The following is a 20,560-nucleotide window of genomic DNA, read 5'->3' as shown; positions in this document are numbered from 1 at the left end:
CGCGAAACCGTCTTGCCAATGCAACACAGTCTGCGCATATCGGCGCTATGACCACCGAATCCCACCCGGACGTAACGCCGCTTCATCCCGCCTATGTCACAACAACGCGGATCGCATCGGCCTTGGGCTATCTGCCGTTCCTGATCGGCGCAGGCGTGTTAGAAATTGCCCAGTTATTGCCGCCCGGCAGCATTTTCGTGCCGGTGTTCCTGCTGTATCTGTTCATGGCCTTTGTCGTTCCGAAACGGAAATACCGCCATTGGGGCTATGATATGGGGAGCGACCGGCTGCGGATTGTGCGCGGATATATGTTCTTTCGCGACACCGTGGTGCCGTTTGGCCGAATCCAGCATATCGATGTCGAGCAGGGACCGATTGACCGGCGCTATGATCTCGCGACCCTGACCGTGCATACGGCGGGCAACCATAACAGCACCGTGACCTTGCCGGGCTTGCTCCATGCCGACGCCCTGGCCATGCGCGAAGCCATTCGTGCCGCAATACGGGCAGACATGATTTGACCGATTCCGACCCCCGAGAGACGAACGGCGATGTAACCGGGAGTGAAGGAACAAAGCTCCATATTTCGGGGCTTTTCGTTGGCTTCGTCACCGGTTTGCCGCAGCTCATCTTCCCGATCTTTGCCGCCTTTTTCGGCACAAGAGGAACCGACAATCCACTGATTTCCATCGCCGCGGTCAGTGCGATCCTGCTGTTCAGTCTCCTGTTCCGTTGGCTCGCATGGATGCGGTTCCATTATCATATCGGCGAACATGATATCCGCATCGAAAGCGGGATAATCAGCCGCAATGCGCGCTCCATCCCGTTTGAGCGTATTCAGGATGTCAGCATTGAACAAAAGCCACTGGCCCGTCTGCTCGGGTTGGGTGAAGTGAAGTTCGAAACCGGCGGTGGCGACGGCGATGATGCGAAGCTGAGTTTTGTCAGTGTAGAAGAAGCCAACCGCCTGCGCGAATTGGTCAAGGCGCACAAGAGCGGGCAGGCGGTTATCAGCCATGCCGATGCACCGGTCCCCGATGCCGACATGCCACCCATTTTCGCAATGGACGGAAAGCGGGTTTTCATATTCGGGCTTTATTCTTTCTCGCTCGTGATCTTTGCGGTCCTGGGCGGCCTGGCGCAGCAGTTTGATTTTCTGCTGCCCTTTGAAATCTGGGATTTCCGGCACTGGATCGGCATGGCGGAAGAGCGCGGGGTTACCGTTGAAAATCTGAACGGGATTGGCTGGACGGCGCAGATCATCTTGGCTGTTGTCGCGCTTGGAGCACTGGTATTAGTCGGCTTTGCAACGGGTATCATCCGCACAATGCTTCGGGATTATGGATTCCGGCTGGAACGCACGGCCAAAGGATTCCGCCGTCGCCGTGGCCTGTTGACCCTGACCGATGCTGTTATGCCGGCACACCGCGTACAGGCGGCCGTTGTTCAGACGGGACCGATCCGCAAACGCCGTGGCTGGCATAGCCTGAAATTTGTAAGCCTTGCACAAGACAGCAAGGAAGAAACCAATTTCGTCGCTGCGCCATTTGCAACGCTTGGGGAAATCTGGCCCATTGCCCACGCCGCCCTGATCCGGGAGCCGGACGCTGCCGTGCGGTTCCGGCAGGGGAAGGCAAAATGGTGGCTGATCCGCTATGTCGGCTTGATCCCCGCTTTTATCGTCGGGGTCTGGGCAACCATGTTTTTTGCAGGGGCGCCATTCCGGCAGGCGGGATTGATGTTGTTCGTGCCGGTTATAATCGGATTCTTCTGGTGGCTGGAATGGCGCTGCTATGGCGACATGATCGATGAAAAGCAGATTTATGTGCGCGAGGGCTGGTGGCGGCAACGTCTCTCAATCGCGCCGCAGGTGAAGGTGCAGACGGTGGAAATCTATCAGGGCCCGATTGCCCGCCGCCAAGGTCTGGCCTCTGTCAATTTCGGTATTTCGGGCGGGTCGCTGGAAATGATCGCGTTGCCGTTGGAAACAGCGCGGGCCATTCGCGATGCGGTTATGGAACAGGTGGCGGCGGTCGATTATTCCGTGGTGGCCGGAGAGACCCGCGCACCCAAAATCGCCTGACGAAAATCCATCACTCCAGCGGCTGTCGTAAGAGCGACGGGCCGTTCAGTTGATGGCCTGAACGACCTGTTCTTCGATAACGCTGCCATCATCCTTGCGGAGTGTCATCTTTACGGTCTTACTGCTCCAGTCGATATCGATCTGGCCGAAATTCGGAATAGACCAAAGACCACCGGTCCGGCGGGGATCGGGCTCCCGTTCACCGCTGTTGCCCCTGCCAAAGGCGAAGTTCAGCGAACTGGACGTAAAATCCCATAGCGGCTTCGAAAGGCCGGGCACCTGTGTCTTGTAGAATGCGCCGGAATGGCGGTCACCCGTCAGGAAGATAGCGTTATTGACCTTTTTGTCCGCTAACAGCGCATAAAGACGGTCACGTTCTTTGGGGAAATTGGTCCAGCCCTCGAAATTATGGGCGTCCGTAATCACCTGCGTTGATGAAATGATGAAACGCAATTCCGCAGGCTTGGATAACTCCTGCGCCAACCAGTCCCACTGCGCGCTGCCCAGTATGGACGCCTTGGGGTCCATGTTCGGAATATACCAGCCGAGCGATGGGGCGGGATCGCGATAGGGCATGACGGCAAGATCGGACCGGAAAAAGCGCGAGTCCAATATGATAAATTGCACGCGCTTGCCTGCCGGGCCGACAATTTTGCTGTCATAGACGCCCGGTCGTGCCTTCACTTCGTCGCTGCTGCTCCAATAGGTCTCGTAGACCTTTTCGGCCCATTCCTTGAAGGCAAAGGCGCCGCCTGCGTCATTCGCGCCATAATCATGGTCATCCCATGTCGTCATCATGGGAATGGTGCGACGGAAACGGTCAAATTCCACACGGCTGCTGAGTTTGCGGTAGCTTGCGGTCAATGTCGGAATGTCCGCGCCATTGGTCGGGCGGGTATCGCCATAGACATTGTCGCCAATCAGCAGAAATGCCTGCGGCTTTTGCGCCGCAATGACGTCCCAGAATTTCATGTCCCGATTTTCATTGACGCAGGAACCAAAGGCAAAACGGGTGATGACGTCGTCCGGGGCCAGCACGGGATTGGCAGGCGCTTTGGGAAGCTTTGTCGCCAAACCGGCATAATAGGGACGCAGCGCCTCCTGCGCGCTCTGCGGTGCCGCAGGTGCCGATGCGGTCGGCCCGCCGACATTGGCGGCACAGCCCGAAAGCAGCAATAGGGCAAGGGGGAGTGCGCGTTTCATGGTGCAGTCTTACCTTTTATCAAAAGCTGGATTGCCCCTTCCTCGTCCGAGAACAGCTTCGCGTCAATGCCGTAAACGGTGGCGAGATTGGATGACGTCAAGACGTCGGCAACCGGACCCTCGGCAAAGACCTTGCCCTGGTGCAGCAACAGGACATGGTCGGCAAAGCGCACCGCATGGTGCAGGTCATGCAAAACCGTGACAACACCTTTACCCTCACGCGCCTGATCGCGCAGCAGGTGGAGCATATCAATCTGGTGGCCGGGATCGAGATTGGCGAGCGGTTCGTCGGCCAAAATCCATTGCGGTTCACCCGCGAGGACGCGCGCCATTAACACCCGCGCACGTTCGCCGCCCGAAAGCTCGGTGACCAGACGATCGGCAAAGCCAGTGGTATCTGTGGCATTCATGGCTGCGTCTATGGCACGTTGATCGTCAGCCGAAAGTCCGAGACCTATGCGGTGAGGATATCGGCCCAGCGCGACAAGCGCGCGAACCGTGATGGCCCAATGAGTTTGCGCGCCTTGAGGAAGGAGCCCGAGCATTTTGGCTCGTTGGCCGTCGGGCAATGCGAGGATCGCATCGCTGTCCAGAAATACGGAGCCGGAGCGTGGCCGCAGCAAGCCTGCCAGACAATTGAGCAATGTCGATTTTCCCGCGCCGTTCGGGCCGAGAATGACGCTGAATTTTCCGGGATGAAGGCGGGCCGAAACATCCTCCAGCGCCGGATGTATGTCATGGGTGAAACACAGATTATCACATTGCAGGATCATGCCGCGCGTCCTCTTTGCTTCCATAACAGCATGAAGAAGAACGGGGCGCCCAGCACGGCCATGGCAATGCCCAGCCTTATTTCTGTTGGCCCTGGCGTAAGGCGCACCATGCTGTCCGCGACGAGGGTCAGGATGGCACCGCCCAGTGCGGACGGGAGCAATATGGACGACGGCTGTTCACCCACCATGCCACGGATCAGATGTGGCACGATCAGCCCTACAAAACCAACCACGCCCGATACGGCAACGGATGCCCCGACCGACAATCCAACGCCGACCACAATTATCCAGCGCAACTGGTCCAGATTGACGCCAATGCTGCGGGCCCCGTCTTCGCCGAGCGTCAGGGCATCAAGCGCCCGTCCCGTTGTCAGCAAAAGCGCTGCGCCAATTGCCATCAGTGGGAGAGCTTTGATGACATCTTCTATCAGCCTGTCCGTCAGGGCACCCATCAACCAGTTGATGATTTCGCTGGCCGCAAAGGGGTTGGGGGCAATGCTGATGAGAAAGGCGGTGAGCGATCCTGCCAGTGTGGAGAGTACCATACCGCCAAGGATGAACCCCAATGGCCCGCCGCCGCGCGCGAGCGTCAGCAGCAGCAGGATGCTCACACCCGCACCCAGCATGGCGCAACTGAAAAGGCCAAGAGGCAGCATATTGAGGCCGAGGAATATGGCCGTCACGCCGCCCAAAGCTGCACTGGACGACACACCAAGTACGGTCGGATCGGCGAGGGGGTTGCGCAAATAGCCCTGCAGAACCGCGCCGGACAGGCCGAGCACGGCACCAATGGACAGGCCAAGCAGAGCGCGGGGCAGGCGGAGTTCAAGGAAAATCCAGCCGTCCGGGGCATTGTGAAACCAAGCCGTCGGCCATATCCAGACCTTACCCGCCATCAGGGACAGCAGGAACGCCCCGATTGTCAGAAGCAGCAACAAAGGTGTTATCGAGCGCGCGGTCACCGGGCGGTCCTTCGCGCTGTTTCGAAAATCCGAGCAACCTTGATAACGGTCGGTCCCCCACAAAAGAGAAGCTGGTCGCGAAACGGCACGATCCGGGTTTTGCTCCCCAGATGTTTCAGCAATTTCTGGCGCGATGCAAGTTCCCGGTCTGCATTGCCCTCAGGCGCTACAGGCATGAAGATAAACTGCGGCGGGTTGCGGATCAGGCTTTCCAGCGGCAGCACGCCCCAGGATTGAAGGCCAAAGCTGGCGCTGGCGTTGCGGAACCCGTGCCGGCGCAGAAGTTCGTCCTGCAAGGTTCCCGTGCCCGCAACGAAACCTCCATTTTGCCAGATGATCGCCGAGGGTGCCTCGCCTTGTGGAACCTGATTTTGTGCGCTGCCTTGTGATTCCAGCATGCGCGCGACCAAAGCCTCTCCAGCTTCGACCCTGCCAATCGCTTTGGCAATTTGCCGGACTTGGGCAACGTCTTCGTCCAGCGTCGCCGCGACGCCGACCGCCACGACCTTGATACCCGCCTTGGCCAGCGCTGCATTGGTTCCGGTCGAGGCAAGATTGCCGGTCAGCACCAGCCGGGGTTTTGCGGCAAGTATATCTTCAGCGCCGGTACCAAGTGCGGGATATTGCCGCGCCCAGGCAAGCGGGGCCGAGGCGCTGTCGGCGTCATGCGAATAGACGCTGACCGCTGCGACCTGCCCGGGGGCGGCGATTTCGGCGAGGATGGCATCAATGCACGGATTGTTGGAAACGATACCGCCCGGCGCGATGCCGGGTTGGCCGCTGCATCCGCCAAGCAGCAGAAGAAGGGGCCAGACCCGTTTCATCAGAATGTCGCCCGAACGCCGACATGCGCGTTGCGGCGGTAGCTGTTATAGCCGGCCACCTGCACATAATCGGTATCGAAGACATTTTCGACCCGGCCATATAGTTCGAACCGGTCGCTGACCGGAAATGCTGCGCGCAGATGGGCGAGGGCATAGCCGTCGAGGCGGACCGTGTTGGACGCATTGTCGAAACTGTCCCCGGCGAGCAACAGGGTCGCGCCTACTTTCAGCCGCCAGGGCGTTTGCCAGTCGGCGGTGAAGCTGCCCAGATGTTGGGGGCGCAGCGCAAGACGGTTGCCGAAATTTGCGCCTGCCGAGCGGTTGATTGCATTGGTCAGGGTGTAATTTGCCTGCAGGTTCAACCTGTCGGTCGGCTGCACTGCGAAGCCCAGTTCAACCCCTTCGCTCCTGACCCTATCGATATTCTCCGACTGGAATGTCGTGAAAGAAAAAGCGATCAGATCGGTGCTCTTGCGATTGAAATAGGTGACATATAGCTGCGCCTTTCCGTCCAGGAACCGGTGTTCGGCGCCGATATCGAAATTGCGCGCGGTCTCGGGCTTCAGATCTGGATTGCCAAAGGGCGGCTGGCCTTCGGACAAGGTTGGTGCGCGGAAGCCTTCGCCATAGGTTGCGCGTACTATGGTTTTGCCATCATTGGGGGTGTAGGCGACATTTGCGCCCAAGGTCGTCTGGCCGCCATAATCGCTATAGTCGTCATGCCGGATGCCGCCTGTCAGGGTCAGGCCCTTGACAGGGCGGAGGATAACCTGGCCAAAGCCGCTGCTCACCCGGTTGCGGGCGCGGTCGGCAGGGGCACCTTCGAAGGATGTGCTGGCAAATGTCCTCTCATGCTCCGCGCCAAAGACAAGTGTTGCAGCGTCGGCGATGTCGAAGGACCCATGATATTCAAACCGGTCGATCGTTCCCTTTACGTCGAAGTTATTGAAGCTGAACACCACAGGATCGGTGCCGATGCGGGTGATGTCGGTGCGGGCGTACGAAATACGGTTGCGCAGGCGCCCATCGGCGAGATCGAACTGCGCGCCCACATAGCCCACAAACTGCCGGTTGCGCGACACGGGCAGGGCATTTGCTCCGGCACCGAAGGGCGAGTCATATTCGATCGTCCCGCGGTTGTAATATCCCCGGAAATCCAGCGCGACATTCGCGGTCAGATTGACCTTCAACCGGCCATTGGCCGACCAGTTATCATATCCGTCCTTCTCGGTACCGCCGGCCAGCGCGGAAATCCCGTCGGTGCGGTAGAACGCCCCGCCAAAGCTGCCCTCGACACTGCCGCTGGTTCCCGACAGATTGGCCGAAGCACGAACGCTGTCGGCATAGCCATATTCCACCCCGGTGCGTGCCACCAGATCTTCGGTTGGCGCAAGGCTCTGCACATTGATGACCCCGCCAATGGCCTGACTGCCCCAGATGATGGAATTCGGACCCCGCAGCACCTCTACCCGTCCGATATTGCCGGTCAGCAACGCGCCGAAGTCGAATGCGGCATTGGGGCTGGAGGGATCGTTGATGCGCACCCCGTCAATCAGCACCAAGGTCTGCGAGCTGTTGCCGCCGCGGATGAACACACTGCTCTGGCTCCCCACCGGACCGCGCGTCGCAACAGCGATCCCGGGCAGAGTGCGGAGTGCGTCGCTGATGCTGACGGACTGCAGTTCCTCGAGCCGTTCTTCATCCAGAACCGAAATAGCCTGCCCGGTCTCGGATCGGGGCTGCTCAAAACCGCTTGCCGTGACGACGATGTCGTCGTCGGCAAAGGCCGGTACAGGCAACAGCACCAGCGCTGCTGCCGAATATTTTAGTAATGTCATGAACTATTCTCCTTCGCATGACGTCCAAACCAATGTCGTCACGCGGAGGAAAACCCCGATTGCGCCAGTGTCCCGCAAGCACAAAGGACAGACCGCAAACAGGCAGGTCTCCTGGCTTCCGGGTCAAAATTCATACCCCGCCTTCCCAGTTTCCCAGTGGCATATGGGGCAAAACTCGCCGGTTACAGTTGCGGGAACAGCGCCGGATTTCCGCCGGCTTCCCTATTATCCTTGCTTTCACAAAGACCTGTTGCGTGGAGAAGCTATTATGTCGATTACGTCCCTAATGCAATGCCGCGTAAACGCCGGCACCCCCAGGAGCTATTCGCCATGACTTTGACCAACCTTCTTGTTCCCACTTACAGCCACATGCTGAAGACATTGAGTGACTGGCTCGCAAAGGCCGAAACGCAGATGCCGGATAAAGCGGAGGCTATGCTATTGGCACGTCTCGCGCCGGATATGTTTCCGCTATCTACCCAAATCCGTTTCACATGTTTGCAGGTGCAAGAAGCCGTCTACCGCCTTCAGGGCAGGGCGTTTCCGGCTTCATTTGAAGAACTGGTGAACGAAGGCCGAAATGCGGCGGACAAGCCCGGCACAATCGCCACCGCGCAAATGCGTATCGAGGAATGCCTCACGTTACTCCGCACATTGGCACCCGATGCCCTCGAAGGGGATGAATCCCGGCCGATTGCGCATGAAATCCCCAATGGCATGATTTTCGACCTAACCGCAGAACAATATGCCCGCGACTGGGCTTTGCCGCAATTCTATTTTCACCTCATGACAGCTTATGCGATTTTACGCAGCGAAGGCGTTGCACTCGGTAAGGCCGATTACATTCCGCACATGTTTCCGTTCATTCGTCCCGGAACGATGCCCGGCGGCTAGTCGCGTAACTAGTCGCCTTTGGACTAATGACGGGTCTTGCCCGGCCTCTGCATGCCCCAGAATTGCGGGCCTTCGGGCACTTGCCACATATGCTTCACCTGAAAACCGAAGCTTTGGTAAAGCGGCACATTATGTTCGTCGGCGGTTTCGAGATAGGCGGGAAGGCCATCTTCATCCGCACGTTCAAGACCGGCCCGTATCGCCGCGCCGCCAAACCCCTTGCCCTGATGCGCCGGGTCACAACCGGCATAATGGAGATACCAGACCGGTTCCTTGGGCAGATGCTTTTCAATGAGGTCAGCAACCTCGAGCCCGCGGAAAATAGAGAAACGCAGCCGCTGGATAAAGGGCACGATCAAACGCGCGCGATCCCACAGGCTGTCATGCGCCTGTCCCGGGCCACGCCAAAGCGTAACTGCCTCAATGCCGTCGGTTCCGTAGACTGCACCTTTCCGGTGTTCGTCGCGCAGGAACAGGTGAAATGCGCCCGCAAGCCGCTCGGCACGCAGCTTCGGGTCCGGGATAACATAGCTCCACCCCGTTTCCGTCTGGAATGCGCGCGCCAGCGTCTCCGCAATTTCCAGATTGTCTGTCGGAGCGAGAAGTCGTGCCCTGCTGCTACTCAAGCCTTTGCCTGCGTCAAAATGGGCAGATTACGGACACGTTTTCCAGTCGCGGCGAACAGGGCGTTCGCAAGCGCCGGGGCTGCCGGTGGCACGCCAGGTTCACCAATACCACCCATATAAGCCCCGCTGTTGATGAAATGGATGTCGTGCACCAACGGCGTATCGGCGAGTTTCAGCAATGGGTAATCGGAAAAATTGCTCTGCTGCACTGCGCCTTTTTCCAGCGTGATAGCTTCGCCAATTGCCGACGAAAGGCCCATGATCGTTCCGCCTTCGATCTGCGCCTTGGCAGCATCGGGATTGACGATACTGCCTGCGTCCACGACCGTCGTAATCTTGTGTACCTTTGGCATGCCGTCTTCCTTGACGGAGGCTTCGATCACGTGCGCCACAATAGTTTTGAAACTTTCGACAATGGCGATCCCTCGGCCAACGCCCTCCGGCAGAGGCGCCTTCCAGTTAGCCAGACGCGCACATTCGTCCAGAACGCGCAGATGCCGGGAGTCCGCCTTCAAATGGTTTCGCCGGAATTCGACAGGGTCCACACCAGCGGCATGGGCCAATTCGTCCATGAAGCTTTCATTGTAAAAGCCCTGCTGCGTCGAGTTTACCGAACGCCATGCCCCTGTAATCTGGTTGGATTTATGTTCATAATTCCGCCGCGCGACGACGGGAAGATTATAGATGAAAGTCGTTTCGGCTTCCGCACTTTCGGTTTGGGCATAATCATTGGAATAGGCGGCAATCCGCTTATCCGCCGTAACATTGGCTTTCAACAATGCCGCACTTTGCGGACGGTACGCCCCTTGCGCGATCTCTTCTTCGCGGCTCCAGATCAATTTGACCGGATAGGGCAATTGCATCGCCAATTTGGTAACCTGGCTCACCACTTCCATATACATGGGTAAACGGCGGCCAAAGCTGCCACCGATCAGCATCGGGTGGAATGTAACCTTGTCGCTGTCCAGACCGGAAACATCGACGGCCATCATTTTCGACGCAAGCGGGTCCTGCATACCGCCCCAGATGTCCAGCTTTCCATCTTTGAAATGGGCAGTCAGCGCAAAGGGCTCCATCATCGCGTGGTGCAGGAACGGCACCTGATATTTTGCTTCGACTGGCTTTGCCCCTAGCGCGGCCTTGACATCACCTTCGCCAGCTTCACCGGCCGGTTCGCCCTTGGCAATCAAATCGTCATAAGCCTTGAAAATCGAGGCCGTGGAAAATCCGCCATTGCCGCCGTCGCTAAATTGCGGTGTCATGGCGCGCAGACCGGTAATTGCGGCCCAATAGCCCTTGGCCACAACGGCAACCGCGTCATCCAGCTTGATAACCTTTTCAACGCCTTTGACAGCAAGGGCAGGGCCTTCGTCCACGGATGTCAGTTTGCCGCCGCGAACCGGAGCAGCCATGATGGTGGCAACCCGCATGTCCGGAACGGCGAAGTCCATCCCATATTGCGCGGTCCCGTCGACCTTGGCGGGAATGTCCAGTCGCGGAATCGACTGGCGCATCAAACGGTAGTTTTTGGGATCTTTAAGCTTCGGATCATTATCCAGTGAAAGTGTGGCTGCCTCTGCCGCCAGCTTGCCATAAGGCAGTGAGCGGCTGGATTTGGCATGAATGACATGGCTGTCTTGCGTCGTCAGTTCCGATGCCGGAACGCCAAGCCTTTTGGCCGCTGTTTCAATCAAAGCGAGGCGCGTCGCTGCGCCAACTTTCTGGAAAGTGACCTGTCCTGTAAAACGCAGCGCAGTCGAACCGCCCGTAATCTGCAAATTCATTTGCCGTGCCAGGAATGACAGGAATGATTGCGGGATGCCGTTGATAATCCCCGGTTGCCCGGACATTTCACCCAGAAAGCCACGGCCTAGACCAGTATTGGCAAAGGCGGATTCGGCGGGCGCAGACACCAGTTTCACCAGATCCCAATTTGCATCCAGTTCTTCCGCCAGCATTTGCGCAAGTCCGGTGTTCGAACCCTGACCGATGTCGGTGTGCGGGGAATAGATGGTAATGACATTGTCTTCGGCAATTTTCAGCCAAGTTGCAAAACTGTGCTCGCCCTTACCGGCTGTCAGCTTTGCGGCCGATTTGACTGCGTTGCTGTCGGCAATCGAAATACCGAACAGACCGGCACCAACAATTGCAACGCCGCCAATCAGAAAGGCGCGGCGTTTCACGCCCTTGCGCTTCGCAGGGGCGGGCTGTTCCATTTCCAGGGTTGGATTATCGGCCATCATGCAGCTCCTTCTACGGCGGTGGCAGCCTGGCCAGTGGCGGCGTGGATTGCCTTTCGGATGCGCGGATATGTGCCGCAGCGGCAGATGTTGGTCATCGCCTCGTCAATCTGGTCATCGGTCGGTTTGCCGGTCTTTTGGATCAACGCGACAGCGGCCATGATCTGGCCTGACTGGCAATATCCGCATTGGGGAACTTGTGCGGCGATCCAGGCTTTTTGCACGGCATGCAATGTACCGTCCGCACCCTTTATACCTTCGATGGTTGTAATCGACTTACCGGCGACTTCGCTCACCGGAAGGCTGCACGACCGCGCAGGCTCTCCATTGACGTGAACGGTGCAGGCGCCGCACGCCGCGATACCGCAGCCAAATTTGGTGCCGGTCAGTCCAAGTTCCTCGCGAATGGCCCAAAGAAGCGGGGAGTCGGGCTCCGCATTCAATGTCACGGTCTTGCCGTTTACGGTCGTCGATATGGTCATTTTATGAAGCTCCCGCCCTCTGATACGTTTCATATAGCAACCTGTTAAACCCTTTGCTAGGCCCATCCCCATGAAATCAGGCGCTGCAGACCATCACCGTATTTTGGCATGCGTGCAGTCGTGGCGCGGTGCGCCAATGGCGCTCGCGACGGTTGTGGAAACATGGAAATCCGCGCCTTGTCCGGTTGGTACCCACATGCTGGTCCATGCCGATGGGCGTTTTACAGGTTCGGTGTCCGGCGGTTGCGTCGAAGGTGACGTCCTTGAAACGGCCCGTCAGGTCATTGCCGACAACGGATTTGCCTTGCGCCGTTACGGTGTTGCCGATGGTGCAGCATGGGAGGTCGGCTTGCCTTGTGGTGGCGACATAGTCGTGCTCGTTCAAAATGTGTCTCCGGAATTTTTTCCCGGTTCGCTGTTTGGCGCGATCATCGACGCACAAGCGGCTGGCGAGGTGCTGCACATCGGTACCAATCTGGACAATGGTTCCAGCGCCGTCGTGCAGGGTGACGCGGCGGGATTGTTCATTAACAGCTATTTACCGCCCCGCCGGCTTATCATTGTCGGCGCAGTCGAAATCGCTTCGACCCTGGCCAGCATTGCACGGGCCATGGGCGTCGATGTCGTCCTGATCGATCCGCGCGCCCGTTTCCTGACGGCGGAACGGTTTCCGGACACGCAGTTGGATGACCGCTGGCCGGACGACGCAATCCGCGCCTTGGCGCCCGATGCGCGCACGGCGGTTGTGACATTGAGTCATGATCCCAAAATTGATGATCCGGCGCTGCTTGCTGCCTTGCAAACGCCTGCTGCCTATATCGCTGCACTTGGTTCCAAATCCTCGCAAATGAAACGGAAAGAGCGTTTGGCAGGGATGGGGGCGTCTCCTGACCAGCTTGCACGGATCGAGGGGCCTGCAGGGGTGGCAATCAATGCGATCAGTGCGCCCGAAATTGCCCTGTCAATTGCAGGGGGAATGGTGCGGGCGTTCAACGATGGATTGCGCTGACATCGCCGTCATCGTGCTGGCCGCAGGGCTTGGCACGCGCTTTGGCTCAGATAAGCTTACGGTGCCGCTGAATAACTTGCCTGTGGGACTGCACATTGCACGCACCGTCAGCACCCTTGAATTCGGCTGGCGTCTTGCGGTTTGTAGCGTGGGATCCCTCTTGGCGCAGCCTTATCGCGAATATGGCTTTACCGTTATCGACAATGCCAATCCGCAAAAAGGGCAGGCGCACTCACTGCATCTGGCGATCAAAGCCGCGGAGCAAACGGAGGCGAGGGCCGTGTTGGTGACTCTGGCCGACATGCCCTTTGTCACCGAAGCGCTGCTCCGCAGAGTTTCTGCAGGCTCGGCTCTTACCGCGTCTTACAACGGGCAGCATGCAATGCCGCCGGTTCTTTTCCCACGCGGCTATTGGGCTGAGCTTCTGAACATGAAGGGCGATGCCGGTGGGCGTTCGTTGTTGCATGGGGCGGAAAAGATGGACGCGTCCGCCACCGAGTTGCGCGACATTGACGTGCCGGATGATTTGGTTAGACCCGAAAGCGCATGACCGTTGATACTGCACGCCAATCGATAGACGCCGCCTTGCGTAATCCGCAGCTGATCGAGGCTGCGCTTGCCCTGTCAGAAGACCGTCTTCACGATGCAGAGCCTTTGTTGCGTGGCCGCCTGCGCGATGTACCGACCGATGTGGCGGCCATACGGATGATGGCGGAACTTGCGGCGCGGATCGGCCGGTTGAAGGACAGCGAAGCTTTGTTGCGGCGCGCGCTTGAACTTGCGCCCTCCTTCGGCGCGGCGCGGGCAAATCTCGCCACGATCTTGTACAAGCAAAACCGCTTTCCCGAAGCGCTGGAGCAACTGGATGCCGTGCTTGCGGAAGAGGGCGACAATCCTGCGCAGCAAAATCTGAAGGCCGCTGCGCTTGGACGTATTGGCGGCTATGCCGAGGCCATCGGGCTTTACAAGGATTTGATCGCACGCTTCCCCGACCATGCCAAATTGTGGATGAGCTATGGTCATATGCTGAAAACCGTGGGGGAGCAGGATTCCTCCATTGCGGCCTATCACCGCGCGCTTGCGGTGGAACCGACTTTAGGCGAGGTATGGTGGAGCCTTGCCAATCTGAAAACCGTGCGTTTTTCCGATGCGGATTTGGCCGCCATGCAGGCCGCTCTGTCATCCGATGGCCTTTCGGATGAAGACCGTTTCCATCTGCACTTTGCAATGGGGAAGGCTTGCGAAGACCGCGCCGCACATGAAGATGCTTTTGCCCACTATGCCGCGGGCAATGCGCTGCGCAGTGCCGAGTTGCATTATGACCCCCAGACAACCACGGCGCAGGTGGACCATGTGATCGGGACAATGACGCCCGAATTTCTTGGACTTCGGGAAGGGGCAGGAAATGATGCGGCGGATCCCATTTTCATTATCGGAATGCCGCGTGCGGGATCGACCCTGATCGAGCAAATTCTATCGAGCCATTCGCAGATCGAAGGCACGATGGAACTGCCCGACATACCCGCCATGGCCATGCGGGAAGCGCGCGCGTTGGAATCGGACAACGGCAAGGAAGAGGGCGCCGCATGGCTTTCTGCCGTGGCGGAGATGGAGCCCGAAAGGCTTGCAGCCCTGGGCGCCGAATATGTCGAGCGGACGCGGATACAGCGCAAGACGGCAAAGCCCTTCTTCATCGACAAGCTGCCGAACAACTGGGCCTATCTCGGCTTCATCCGGCTGATTTTACCCAAGGCGAAGATTATCGATGCGCGGCGCCATCCGCTCGATTGTTGCTTCTCCAACTTCCGCCAGCATTTCGCCAAGGGGCAGGCGTTCAGCTATGATCTGGCGCATATGGGCCGCTATTATTCCGACTATGTGCGCGCCATGGCCCATTTCGATGCGGTGCTGCCGGGCTATGTCCACCGGGTCATTCACGAACAGCTATTGGAAGACCCCGAAGGTGAAATCCGGCGGTTGCTTGCCTTTCTCGGCGTGCCGTTTGAGGAGGATTGCCTGAACTTTCATGCGAACACCCGCGCTGTCCGTACCGCCTCGAGCGAGCAGGTGCGGCGACCTATCAACCGGGATGGCGTCGATCAATGGAAGCCTTATGAGCACCATCTCGATCCCTTGAAGGCCGCGCTCGGGTCTACTTGGATAAGATATCCCGCCCTCTGATAGTTGCGGCATTGCAACACACGATTGCAAAATAGTGCCAAAAAATGGCGTTAACCGAATATATATTGCGCTGCGGCAAGGAATGGGTGTCTATTCACAAGAGTGTAATAAGGGAGGGTCGCTTTATGCGCCAAATGCAAAGTAAATCGAAAGTCCGCACGACTTTGTCCATGCTGCTCGCATCGACAGGTCTCAGTATCGCAATGCCTGCTCTTGCGCAGGATGCCGCCGACGAGGACAGCGATGTCATCGTGGTTACAGCGCAAAAGCGTGAGCAGAATTTGCAGGATGTGCCAATCGCGATCAATGCCATCGGCAATGAAAAGCTTGACCAGCTGCAGGTGAGCGAGCTGCAGGATGTGGTCAAATTCCTTCCGTCGGTGACAATCCAGCAGGGTGGTCCCGGCTTTGCACAGGTCTATTTCCGCGGCGTAGCCTCCGGTGAAAACGCCAACCACTCGGCATCATTGCCGACCGTCGGCACCTATCTTGATGAAATGCCGATCACCACCATTCAGGGCGCGCTCGATCTGCATGCCTATGATCTCGCCCGTGTCGAGGCCTTGGCCGGGCCGCAGGGCACATTGTACGGCGCGAGCTCGATGGCCGGTACGCTGAAGCTCGTCACAAACGCGCCCGATCCTTCCGGATTCTACGGCAGCGCCGGTGTTGAAATCAACAATGTGGCCCATGGCGACTTTGGTGCGATTTACGAAGGCTTCCTGAACGTTCCCATCAGCGAAGGGGCCGCTGCACGTCTGGTCGGCTGGTACCGTGATGATGGCGGCTATATCGACAATATCTTCGGTGCCCGCACCTACGCATCATCCGGCATTACGCAGAACAATGCTGCGCTGGTCGAGAAAAACTATAACGACGCCGAAACCTACGGTGCCCGCCTTGCCTTGGGCATTGACCTCGACGACAATTGGACAATTAAGCCGACGGTCATGGGTCAGGTGCAGAATACCGAAGGCAGCTATTCGCAGGAACGCTCCGGCCAGACCACGGACGAACTGCAGACCGTGCAGTACAACCCCGAAGGCAGCCGCGATAAGTGGATCCAGGCCGCCCTGACGATTGAAGGTAAGATCGGCAACTGGGACCTGACCCTTGCCGGTGGTCATCTCCGCCGCAAGACGGAGACCGAAAGCGACTATTCGGACTATGCCTATTTCTATGACGCTTTGGCGGGATACGGCAATTATTTCTACGACAATGCCGGCAATCTCGTAAACCCGAACCAGTATATTCAGGGTATCGACCGGTATAAAAAGACCTTCGGCGAATTGCGTATCGCAAGCCCTGCCGATGCGCCGTTGCGGTTTATCGGTGGCCTGTTCTACCAGCGCCAGTCGCACAATATCGAACAAAATTACATCATCGATAATATCGCCGATGCGATCACCGTGACCGGCACTGCCAGCAATATCTGGCTGACGAAGCAGCTTCGTGTCGACCGCGACTATGCGGCGTTCGGTGAAATGACCTACGACATAACCGACAAGCTCTCACTGACGGGCGGTCTGCGTTATTACAAGTTCGACAACTCGTTACAGGGTTTCTTCGGTTTCTCCTCCGGATATTCCAGCCGGACCGGCGAAGCCGCATGTCTGAACACCGACGGCACAACCCGCCGCGCCAACCCGGCCGGCACACCTGTGCCCATTTTGGTGGCGGGCAGTCCCTGTACCAATGTTGACAAGTCGACCTCGGACACAGGATTCATCCACAAGCTGAATGCCACCTACAAGTTCAGCGACGATGCGCTGGTTTATGCAACCTGGTCGCGTGGCTTCCGTCCGGGCGGTATCAACCGCCGCGGCACTCTGCCGCCCTATGGTTCGGATAAGCTTGATAACTACGAACTGGGCTGGAAAACGACCTTCGGCGCTTTCCGCTGGAACGGTGCGGTTTATCAGGAAGACTGGAATAATATCCAGCTCTCCTTCCTGGGTGCCAACGGCCTGACCGAAATCCGCAACGCCGGTATCGCGCGTATTCGCGGTGTCGAAATGGACGTGGGCTATCGCGCTGGCGGCTTCTCGATCAACGCGGGCATGAGCTATAATGACGCGGAAATCCGTCGTGATTTCTGCCGTATTGCAAACGCAACCTTTGATTGCACATTGCCCGGACCCGCTGGTGAAGTGAATGCATTGCTCGCTCCTGCGGGATCGCGTCTGCCCGTTACTGCGAAGTTCAAGGGTAATGCAGTCGCCCGCTACGAATTCCCGATTTCGGATTGGGATGGGCATGTGCAGTTTGCCGTGAACCATATCGGCAGCCGCCGGAGCGATTTGCGTCCCGCACAAAACGCCATCAAGGGCAATCTGGGGGCTTACACCACCGTCGATTTCTCCTTTGGTATCAAGAAAGACCAGTGGGATATCGAAGCGTTCGCAACCAACCTGTTTGATGAGCGCGGTATCGTCAACACCGGCGTGCAATGCCTCGAAACCGTCTGCGGAACAGGTGTTACACCTGCAACGCCGACCGGCGGTGCTTTCTATGACACCATCATCAAACCACGCGTGATCGGAATCAAATTCTCGCGTGATTTTTAAAAGTTAGTCACGTCCGCGGTTCATCACCGTGGGTGACAGGGGGGAAAGCCGGGTCTGTTCAGGCCCGGCTTTTCATTTTGGAGGATTAACCCCGAGATTAGCCGAAAAGGCGACCCAGAAAACTGCGGTCCGCCAGTATTTCGGCCGCACAGTTATGGCCCGGTGCACCAGTCACGCCACCACCCGGATGCGTGCCTGCGCCACACATGTAAAGGCCCTTCAACGGTCCCCGATAGGCACCATGCCCCAGGACCGGCCGTGCGGACCATAGTTGATCCAGGCTCATATTGCCGTGCATGATATCGCCACCGGCAAGGCCGAACTTTTGTTCAAGCCCCTTGGGCGACAAAATCTGGCGCCCCAATACCGAGGCACGGAAACCGGGGGCATATTCCTCCACCGTGTCGATAATCAGATCGGCTGCCTTGCCTTCTTCGGCGTCCCAATCGCGTCCGTCCGGCAATTCGGGTGCGAATTGCTGGCAGAAGAGTGATGCGACATGCTGGCCAGGGGGTGCAAGACTGTCGTCGATGGTCGACGGGATCAGCATTTCCACAATCGGCTTTTGCGACCAGCCATCACGTTTTGCGTCAAGGAAGGCGCGGTCCATATAATCCAAAGTCGGGGCAATGATGATTCCTGACTGGTGGTGTTCGCCGGGCTCGGGCAAGCAGGTGAATTTGGGCAATTCGGAAAGTGCGACGTTCATGCGGAAGGTGCCGCTGCCTGCCTTGAAACCTTTAATACGACGCTTGAATTCCGGCTTCAGGTCACCGTCACCAAACATACGCTCGTACAAAATCTTCGGCCCGACATTGGAAACGACGCGGTCGGCCATTACTTCTTCGCCACTTTCGAGCCGAACACCGGCAACTTTTTCGCCGTCGACCAACACGCGGGCGACGGGTGCTTCGAGGCTGATCTCGACCCCGAGTTCACGGCACACCTTGGCCATGATCTGGGTGATATTGCCCATCCCGCCGACGCTGTGGCCCCAGGCGCCTTTGTTGCCGTTCACTTCGCCAAAGACGTGATGGAGCAAGACATAAGCACTGCCGGGCGTATCGGGACTGGCATAATTGCCAACGACCGCATCAAAGCCGAATGCGGCCTTAACGGCTTCGCTTTCAAACCAGCTGTCGAGGAAACTACGTGCCGATTTTGTAAAGAGGTCGAGCACATCGCGCTGCTGGCTGAGCGATAACTTCATAAGGCCACGTCCCTGGCGGGCTGCGTCAATGAAGGTTTTCAAACCATCGCCGACATTGGGCGGCGATTTCAGGGCCAGGTCACGCAGGACGTCGGCCACATTTTCCAGCATTTCATAATAGTCCGGCAAAACCTGAGCATCATGTTTGGAAAAGCGCGCGAATTCCGCCTGTGTCCGTTCAAGTCCGCCACCCAGCTTCAGATATCCGCCATCTTCCTGTGGCAGAAAATTGCTTATGGGCCGTTCAATGACGCGATAGCCGTGGTCGGCCAGCCGCATATCCGAAATAACCTTGGGTTGCAGCAGGCTGACAGTGTAGCTCGCGACGGAGTTGCGGAAACCGGGGTGGAATTCTTCAGTCACCGCAGCACCGCCGACAACGTCGCGGCGCTCGACTATGCGGACTTTGAGGCCCGCACGGGCGAGGTAGAATGCGCAGACAAGGCCGTTATGGCCGGCGCCAATAATCAGGGCATCATATTTTTTGGTCATGTGTGGCTCCAGCCCGGCGCGGGGCGTTTTTCAAGACAGGCTTCGGGGATCAGATTGCGGACGCGGCGGCAGAAGCTTTTCAGGCAGACTTCCTTGTCCGATAGCGGCCCCATGGAAAATGTGCGGCTTTCCATACCTTGTTGGACGCGGGTAATGAGTTCGGTATCCTCGGCATTGACCTGTCGGTTGATACGCCAGTTCAGGTAACGCGCCGCGCGCATTTCGCGCCGGTCGTCGTCCAGCACATAGCTGATCTCGCGGATCAGGCAGCTATCCGGACCCGTTGGCAGCCATTGCATGAAATCAACCTGGTCAGGATAAATGTCAAAGGCGACAGAGGGCCATAATTTGAAATAGAGCCAGCGCTTCTGATTGGCGTCGGGCAGATAGGGGACCGGCGGCAGGAGGCTTTGATACGCGCGCTCAGACCAGTTAGACGATGTCCGGTCGACAAGGTCGCCCCACATGCGGTCCACATGGGGTTCTGCCTCCACACCATAGCTTTTGCCGAACAGGCGGGTCAGGCCGGGATGCGCGACCGGTATGTGCAAGCCATCGGAATAATTGTCGCCGACATTTTTCCAGTTCACGGAACGTGGCCGCAGGGTGACGCGGCCCAGCGCCTTCAATTCTTCAAATTTATAAGGCGCGACCTGATCTTCATAAGGCGCCATCATCTCCGCCACCGATGGTCCGCCACTTTCCAGCCGGACAAAAATGAAACCGCGCCAGATTTCCATATCTACCGAAACCAGACCGGCTTTATCCTTGTCCAATGTGGGGTAGGACGCACTGTCTGGCACGCCGGTCAGGCGGCCATCCAGATCATAGGTCCACGCATGATAGGGACAGACCAGCTTTTTGGCGCAGCCGCTTGATCCATCCACCAGACGTGAACCGCGATGACGGCACACATTGGTAAAGGCGCGCAGGGACAGGTCCGTTCCGCGCACGACGATTACGCTTTCTCCGACATAGTCGAGGCTATGCCAGTCGCCGGCCTTTGGAATGTCGCTGACATGACAGACCACCTGCCATGCGGGGCGAAAAATACGTTCGACCTCCAGCTTGGCGAATTCGGGGTCATTGTAGGTCCAGGCTGGCAGGCTCCAGCCTTCCAGCGCTTCTGCGCGATCCTGTATTGTTTGAACGGACATGTTGATTCCCTTGTTATAC

The 20,560-nt window shown here is 57.9% G+C and carries 17 protein-coding genes and 1 riboswitch; of the genes, 7 read left to right on the top strand and 10 right to left on the bottom strand.

Annotation, left to right across the window (positions count from 1 at the left end; translation table 11 throughout):
- Window positions 1–47: 47 nt before the first annotated feature.
- Together FOM92_RS07580 and FOM92_RS07575 are read left to right on the top strand one after the other, a co-directional pair.
- Window positions 48–521, top strand: coding sequence for a PH domain-containing protein (locus tag FOM92_RS07580; RefSeq protein ID WP_143776134.1), 474 nt, complete (start codon window positions 48–50; stop codon window positions 519–521).
- Entirely contained in the window at window positions 518–2,083 is a 1,566-nt protein-coding gene (locus tag FOM92_RS07575; RefSeq protein ID WP_143776133.1) for a PH domain-containing protein, read from the top strand. The genes FOM92_RS07580 and FOM92_RS07575 overlap by 4 nt, the downstream gene beginning before the upstream one ends.
- Window positions 2,084–2,128: 45 nt before the next feature.
- On the opposite strand, the gene FOM92_RS07570 is transcribed toward FOM92_RS07575, so the two are convergent.
- Genes FOM92_RS07570 through FOM92_RS07550 form a run of 5 tightly spaced genes read right to left on the bottom strand, consistent with a single transcriptional unit; the run spans window position 2,129 to window position 7,683 of the window.
- Window positions 2,129–3,286 (bottom strand): alkaline phosphatase D family protein, encoded by a 1,158-nt coding sequence (locus tag FOM92_RS07570; RefSeq protein ID WP_143776132.1) that lies wholly within the window; start codon window positions 3,284–3,286, stop codon window positions 2,129–2,131.
- Window positions 3,283–4,059, bottom strand: a complete 777-nt coding sequence (locus FOM92_RS07565; RefSeq protein ID WP_143776131.1) for an ABC transporter ATP-binding protein — start codon at window positions 4,057–4,059, stop codon at window positions 3,283–3,285. Before FOM92_RS07565 ends, FOM92_RS07570 begins: the two co-directional genes overlap by 4 nt.
- Window positions 4,056–5,021, bottom strand: a complete 966-nt coding sequence (locus FOM92_RS07560; protein WP_281285576.1) for a FecCD family ABC transporter permease — start codon at window positions 5,019–5,021, stop codon at window positions 4,056–4,058. Before FOM92_RS07560 ends, FOM92_RS07565 begins: the two co-directional genes overlap by 4 nt.
- The gene (locus tag FOM92_RS07555) at window positions 5,018–5,845 is read right to left on the bottom strand and encodes an ABC transporter substrate-binding protein (protein WP_143776130.1); all 828 of its coding nucleotides are present in this window, start codon (window positions 5,843–5,845) and stop codon (window positions 5,018–5,020) included. The genes FOM92_RS07560 and FOM92_RS07555 overlap by 4 nt, the downstream gene beginning before the upstream one ends.
- Window positions 5,845–7,683 carry a TonB-dependent receptor plug domain-containing protein gene (locus FOM92_RS07550; protein WP_143776129.1) on the bottom strand — a complete coding sequence of 613 codons (1,839 nt, stop codon included), beginning with the start codon at window positions 7,681–7,683 and terminating at the stop codon, window positions 5,845–5,847. Before FOM92_RS07550 ends, FOM92_RS07555 begins: the two co-directional genes overlap by 1 nt.
- 84 nt (window positions 7,684–7,767) lie before the next feature.
- Window positions 7,768–7,949: riboswitch (cobalamin riboswitch) on the bottom strand.
- A gap of 64 nt (window positions 7,950–8,013) precedes the next feature.
- Between FOM92_RS07550 and FOM92_RS07545 the strand changes: the two genes are divergently transcribed.
- Window positions 8,014–8,577 carry a DUF1993 domain-containing protein gene (locus FOM92_RS07545; RefSeq protein WP_143776128.1) on the top strand — a complete coding sequence of 188 codons (564 nt, stop codon included), beginning with the start codon at window positions 8,014–8,016 and terminating at the stop codon, window positions 8,575–8,577.
- A 23-nt stretch (window positions 8,578–8,600) separates the two neighbouring features.
- On the opposite strand, the gene FOM92_RS07540 is transcribed toward FOM92_RS07545, so the two are convergent.
- From FOM92_RS07540 to FOM92_RS07530, 3 genes are read right to left on the bottom strand one after another with little or no spacing between them, the layout of a single operon-like run.
- Window positions 8,601–9,203 (bottom strand): GNAT family N-acetyltransferase, encoded by a 603-nt coding sequence (locus FOM92_RS07540; RefSeq protein ID WP_143776127.1) that lies wholly within the window; start codon window positions 9,201–9,203, stop codon window positions 8,601–8,603.
- Entirely contained in the window at window positions 9,200–11,446 is a 2,247-nt protein-coding gene (locus FOM92_RS07535) for a xanthine dehydrogenase family protein molybdopterin-binding subunit (RefSeq protein ID WP_143776126.1), read from the bottom strand. Before FOM92_RS07535 ends, FOM92_RS07540 begins: the two co-directional genes overlap by 4 nt.
- Window positions 11,443–11,925 (bottom strand): (2Fe-2S)-binding protein, encoded by a 483-nt coding sequence (locus FOM92_RS07530; protein WP_143776125.1) that lies wholly within the window; start codon window positions 11,923–11,925, stop codon window positions 11,443–11,445. The genes FOM92_RS07535 and FOM92_RS07530 overlap by 4 nt, the downstream gene beginning before the upstream one ends.
- A 70-nt stretch (window positions 11,926–11,995) precedes the next feature.
- On the opposite strand from FOM92_RS07530, the gene FOM92_RS07525 reads away from it, so the two are divergent.
- From FOM92_RS07525 to FOM92_RS07510, 4 genes are all read left to right on the top strand, one after another.
- Window positions 11,996–12,934, top strand: coding sequence for an XdhC family protein (locus FOM92_RS07525; protein ID WP_143776124.1), 939 nt, complete (start codon window positions 11,996–11,998; stop codon window positions 12,932–12,934).
- The gene (locus FOM92_RS07520; protein ID WP_170226812.1) at window positions 12,921–13,484 is read left to right on the top strand and encodes a nucleotidyltransferase family protein; all 564 of its coding nucleotides are present in this window, start codon (window positions 12,921–12,923) and stop codon (window positions 13,482–13,484) included. The genes FOM92_RS07525 and FOM92_RS07520 overlap by 14 nt, the downstream gene beginning before the upstream one ends.
- Window positions 13,481–15,115 carry a tetratricopeptide repeat-containing sulfotransferase family protein gene (locus tag FOM92_RS07515; RefSeq protein WP_143776122.1) on the top strand — a complete coding sequence of 545 codons (1,635 nt, stop codon included), beginning with the start codon at window positions 13,481–13,483 and terminating at the stop codon, window positions 15,113–15,115. Before FOM92_RS07520 ends, FOM92_RS07515 begins: the two co-directional genes overlap by 4 nt.
- A gap of 134 nt (window positions 15,116–15,249) precedes the next feature.
- Window positions 15,250–17,682, top strand: a complete 2,433-nt coding sequence (locus FOM92_RS07510; protein ID WP_170226823.1) for a TonB-dependent receptor — start codon at window positions 15,250–15,252, stop codon at window positions 17,680–17,682.
- 97 nt (window positions 17,683–17,779) lie between these two features.
- On the opposite strand, the gene FOM92_RS07505 is transcribed toward FOM92_RS07510, so the two are convergent.
- Window positions 17,780–19,384, bottom strand: a complete 1,605-nt coding sequence (locus tag FOM92_RS07505) for a phytoene desaturase family protein (protein WP_143776120.1) — start codon at window positions 19,382–19,384, stop codon at window positions 17,780–17,782.
- Window positions 19,381–20,541, bottom strand: coding sequence for an aromatic ring-hydroxylating oxygenase subunit alpha (locus FOM92_RS07500; RefSeq protein ID WP_143776119.1), 1,161 nt, complete (start codon window positions 20,539–20,541; stop codon window positions 19,381–19,383). Before FOM92_RS07500 ends, FOM92_RS07505 begins: the two co-directional genes overlap by 4 nt.
- Window positions 20,542–20,560 lie beyond the last annotated feature (19 nt).

Origin of the sequence: Sphingorhabdus contaminans (assembly GCF_007280415.1) — a bacterium.
GTDB lineage: Bacteria > Pseudomonadota > Alphaproteobacteria > Sphingomonadales > Sphingomonadaceae > Sphingorhabdus_B > Sphingorhabdus_B contaminans.
Note: the sequence above shows the minus strand (reverse complement) of the source record. Positions and strands in the feature narration are given on the sequence as shown.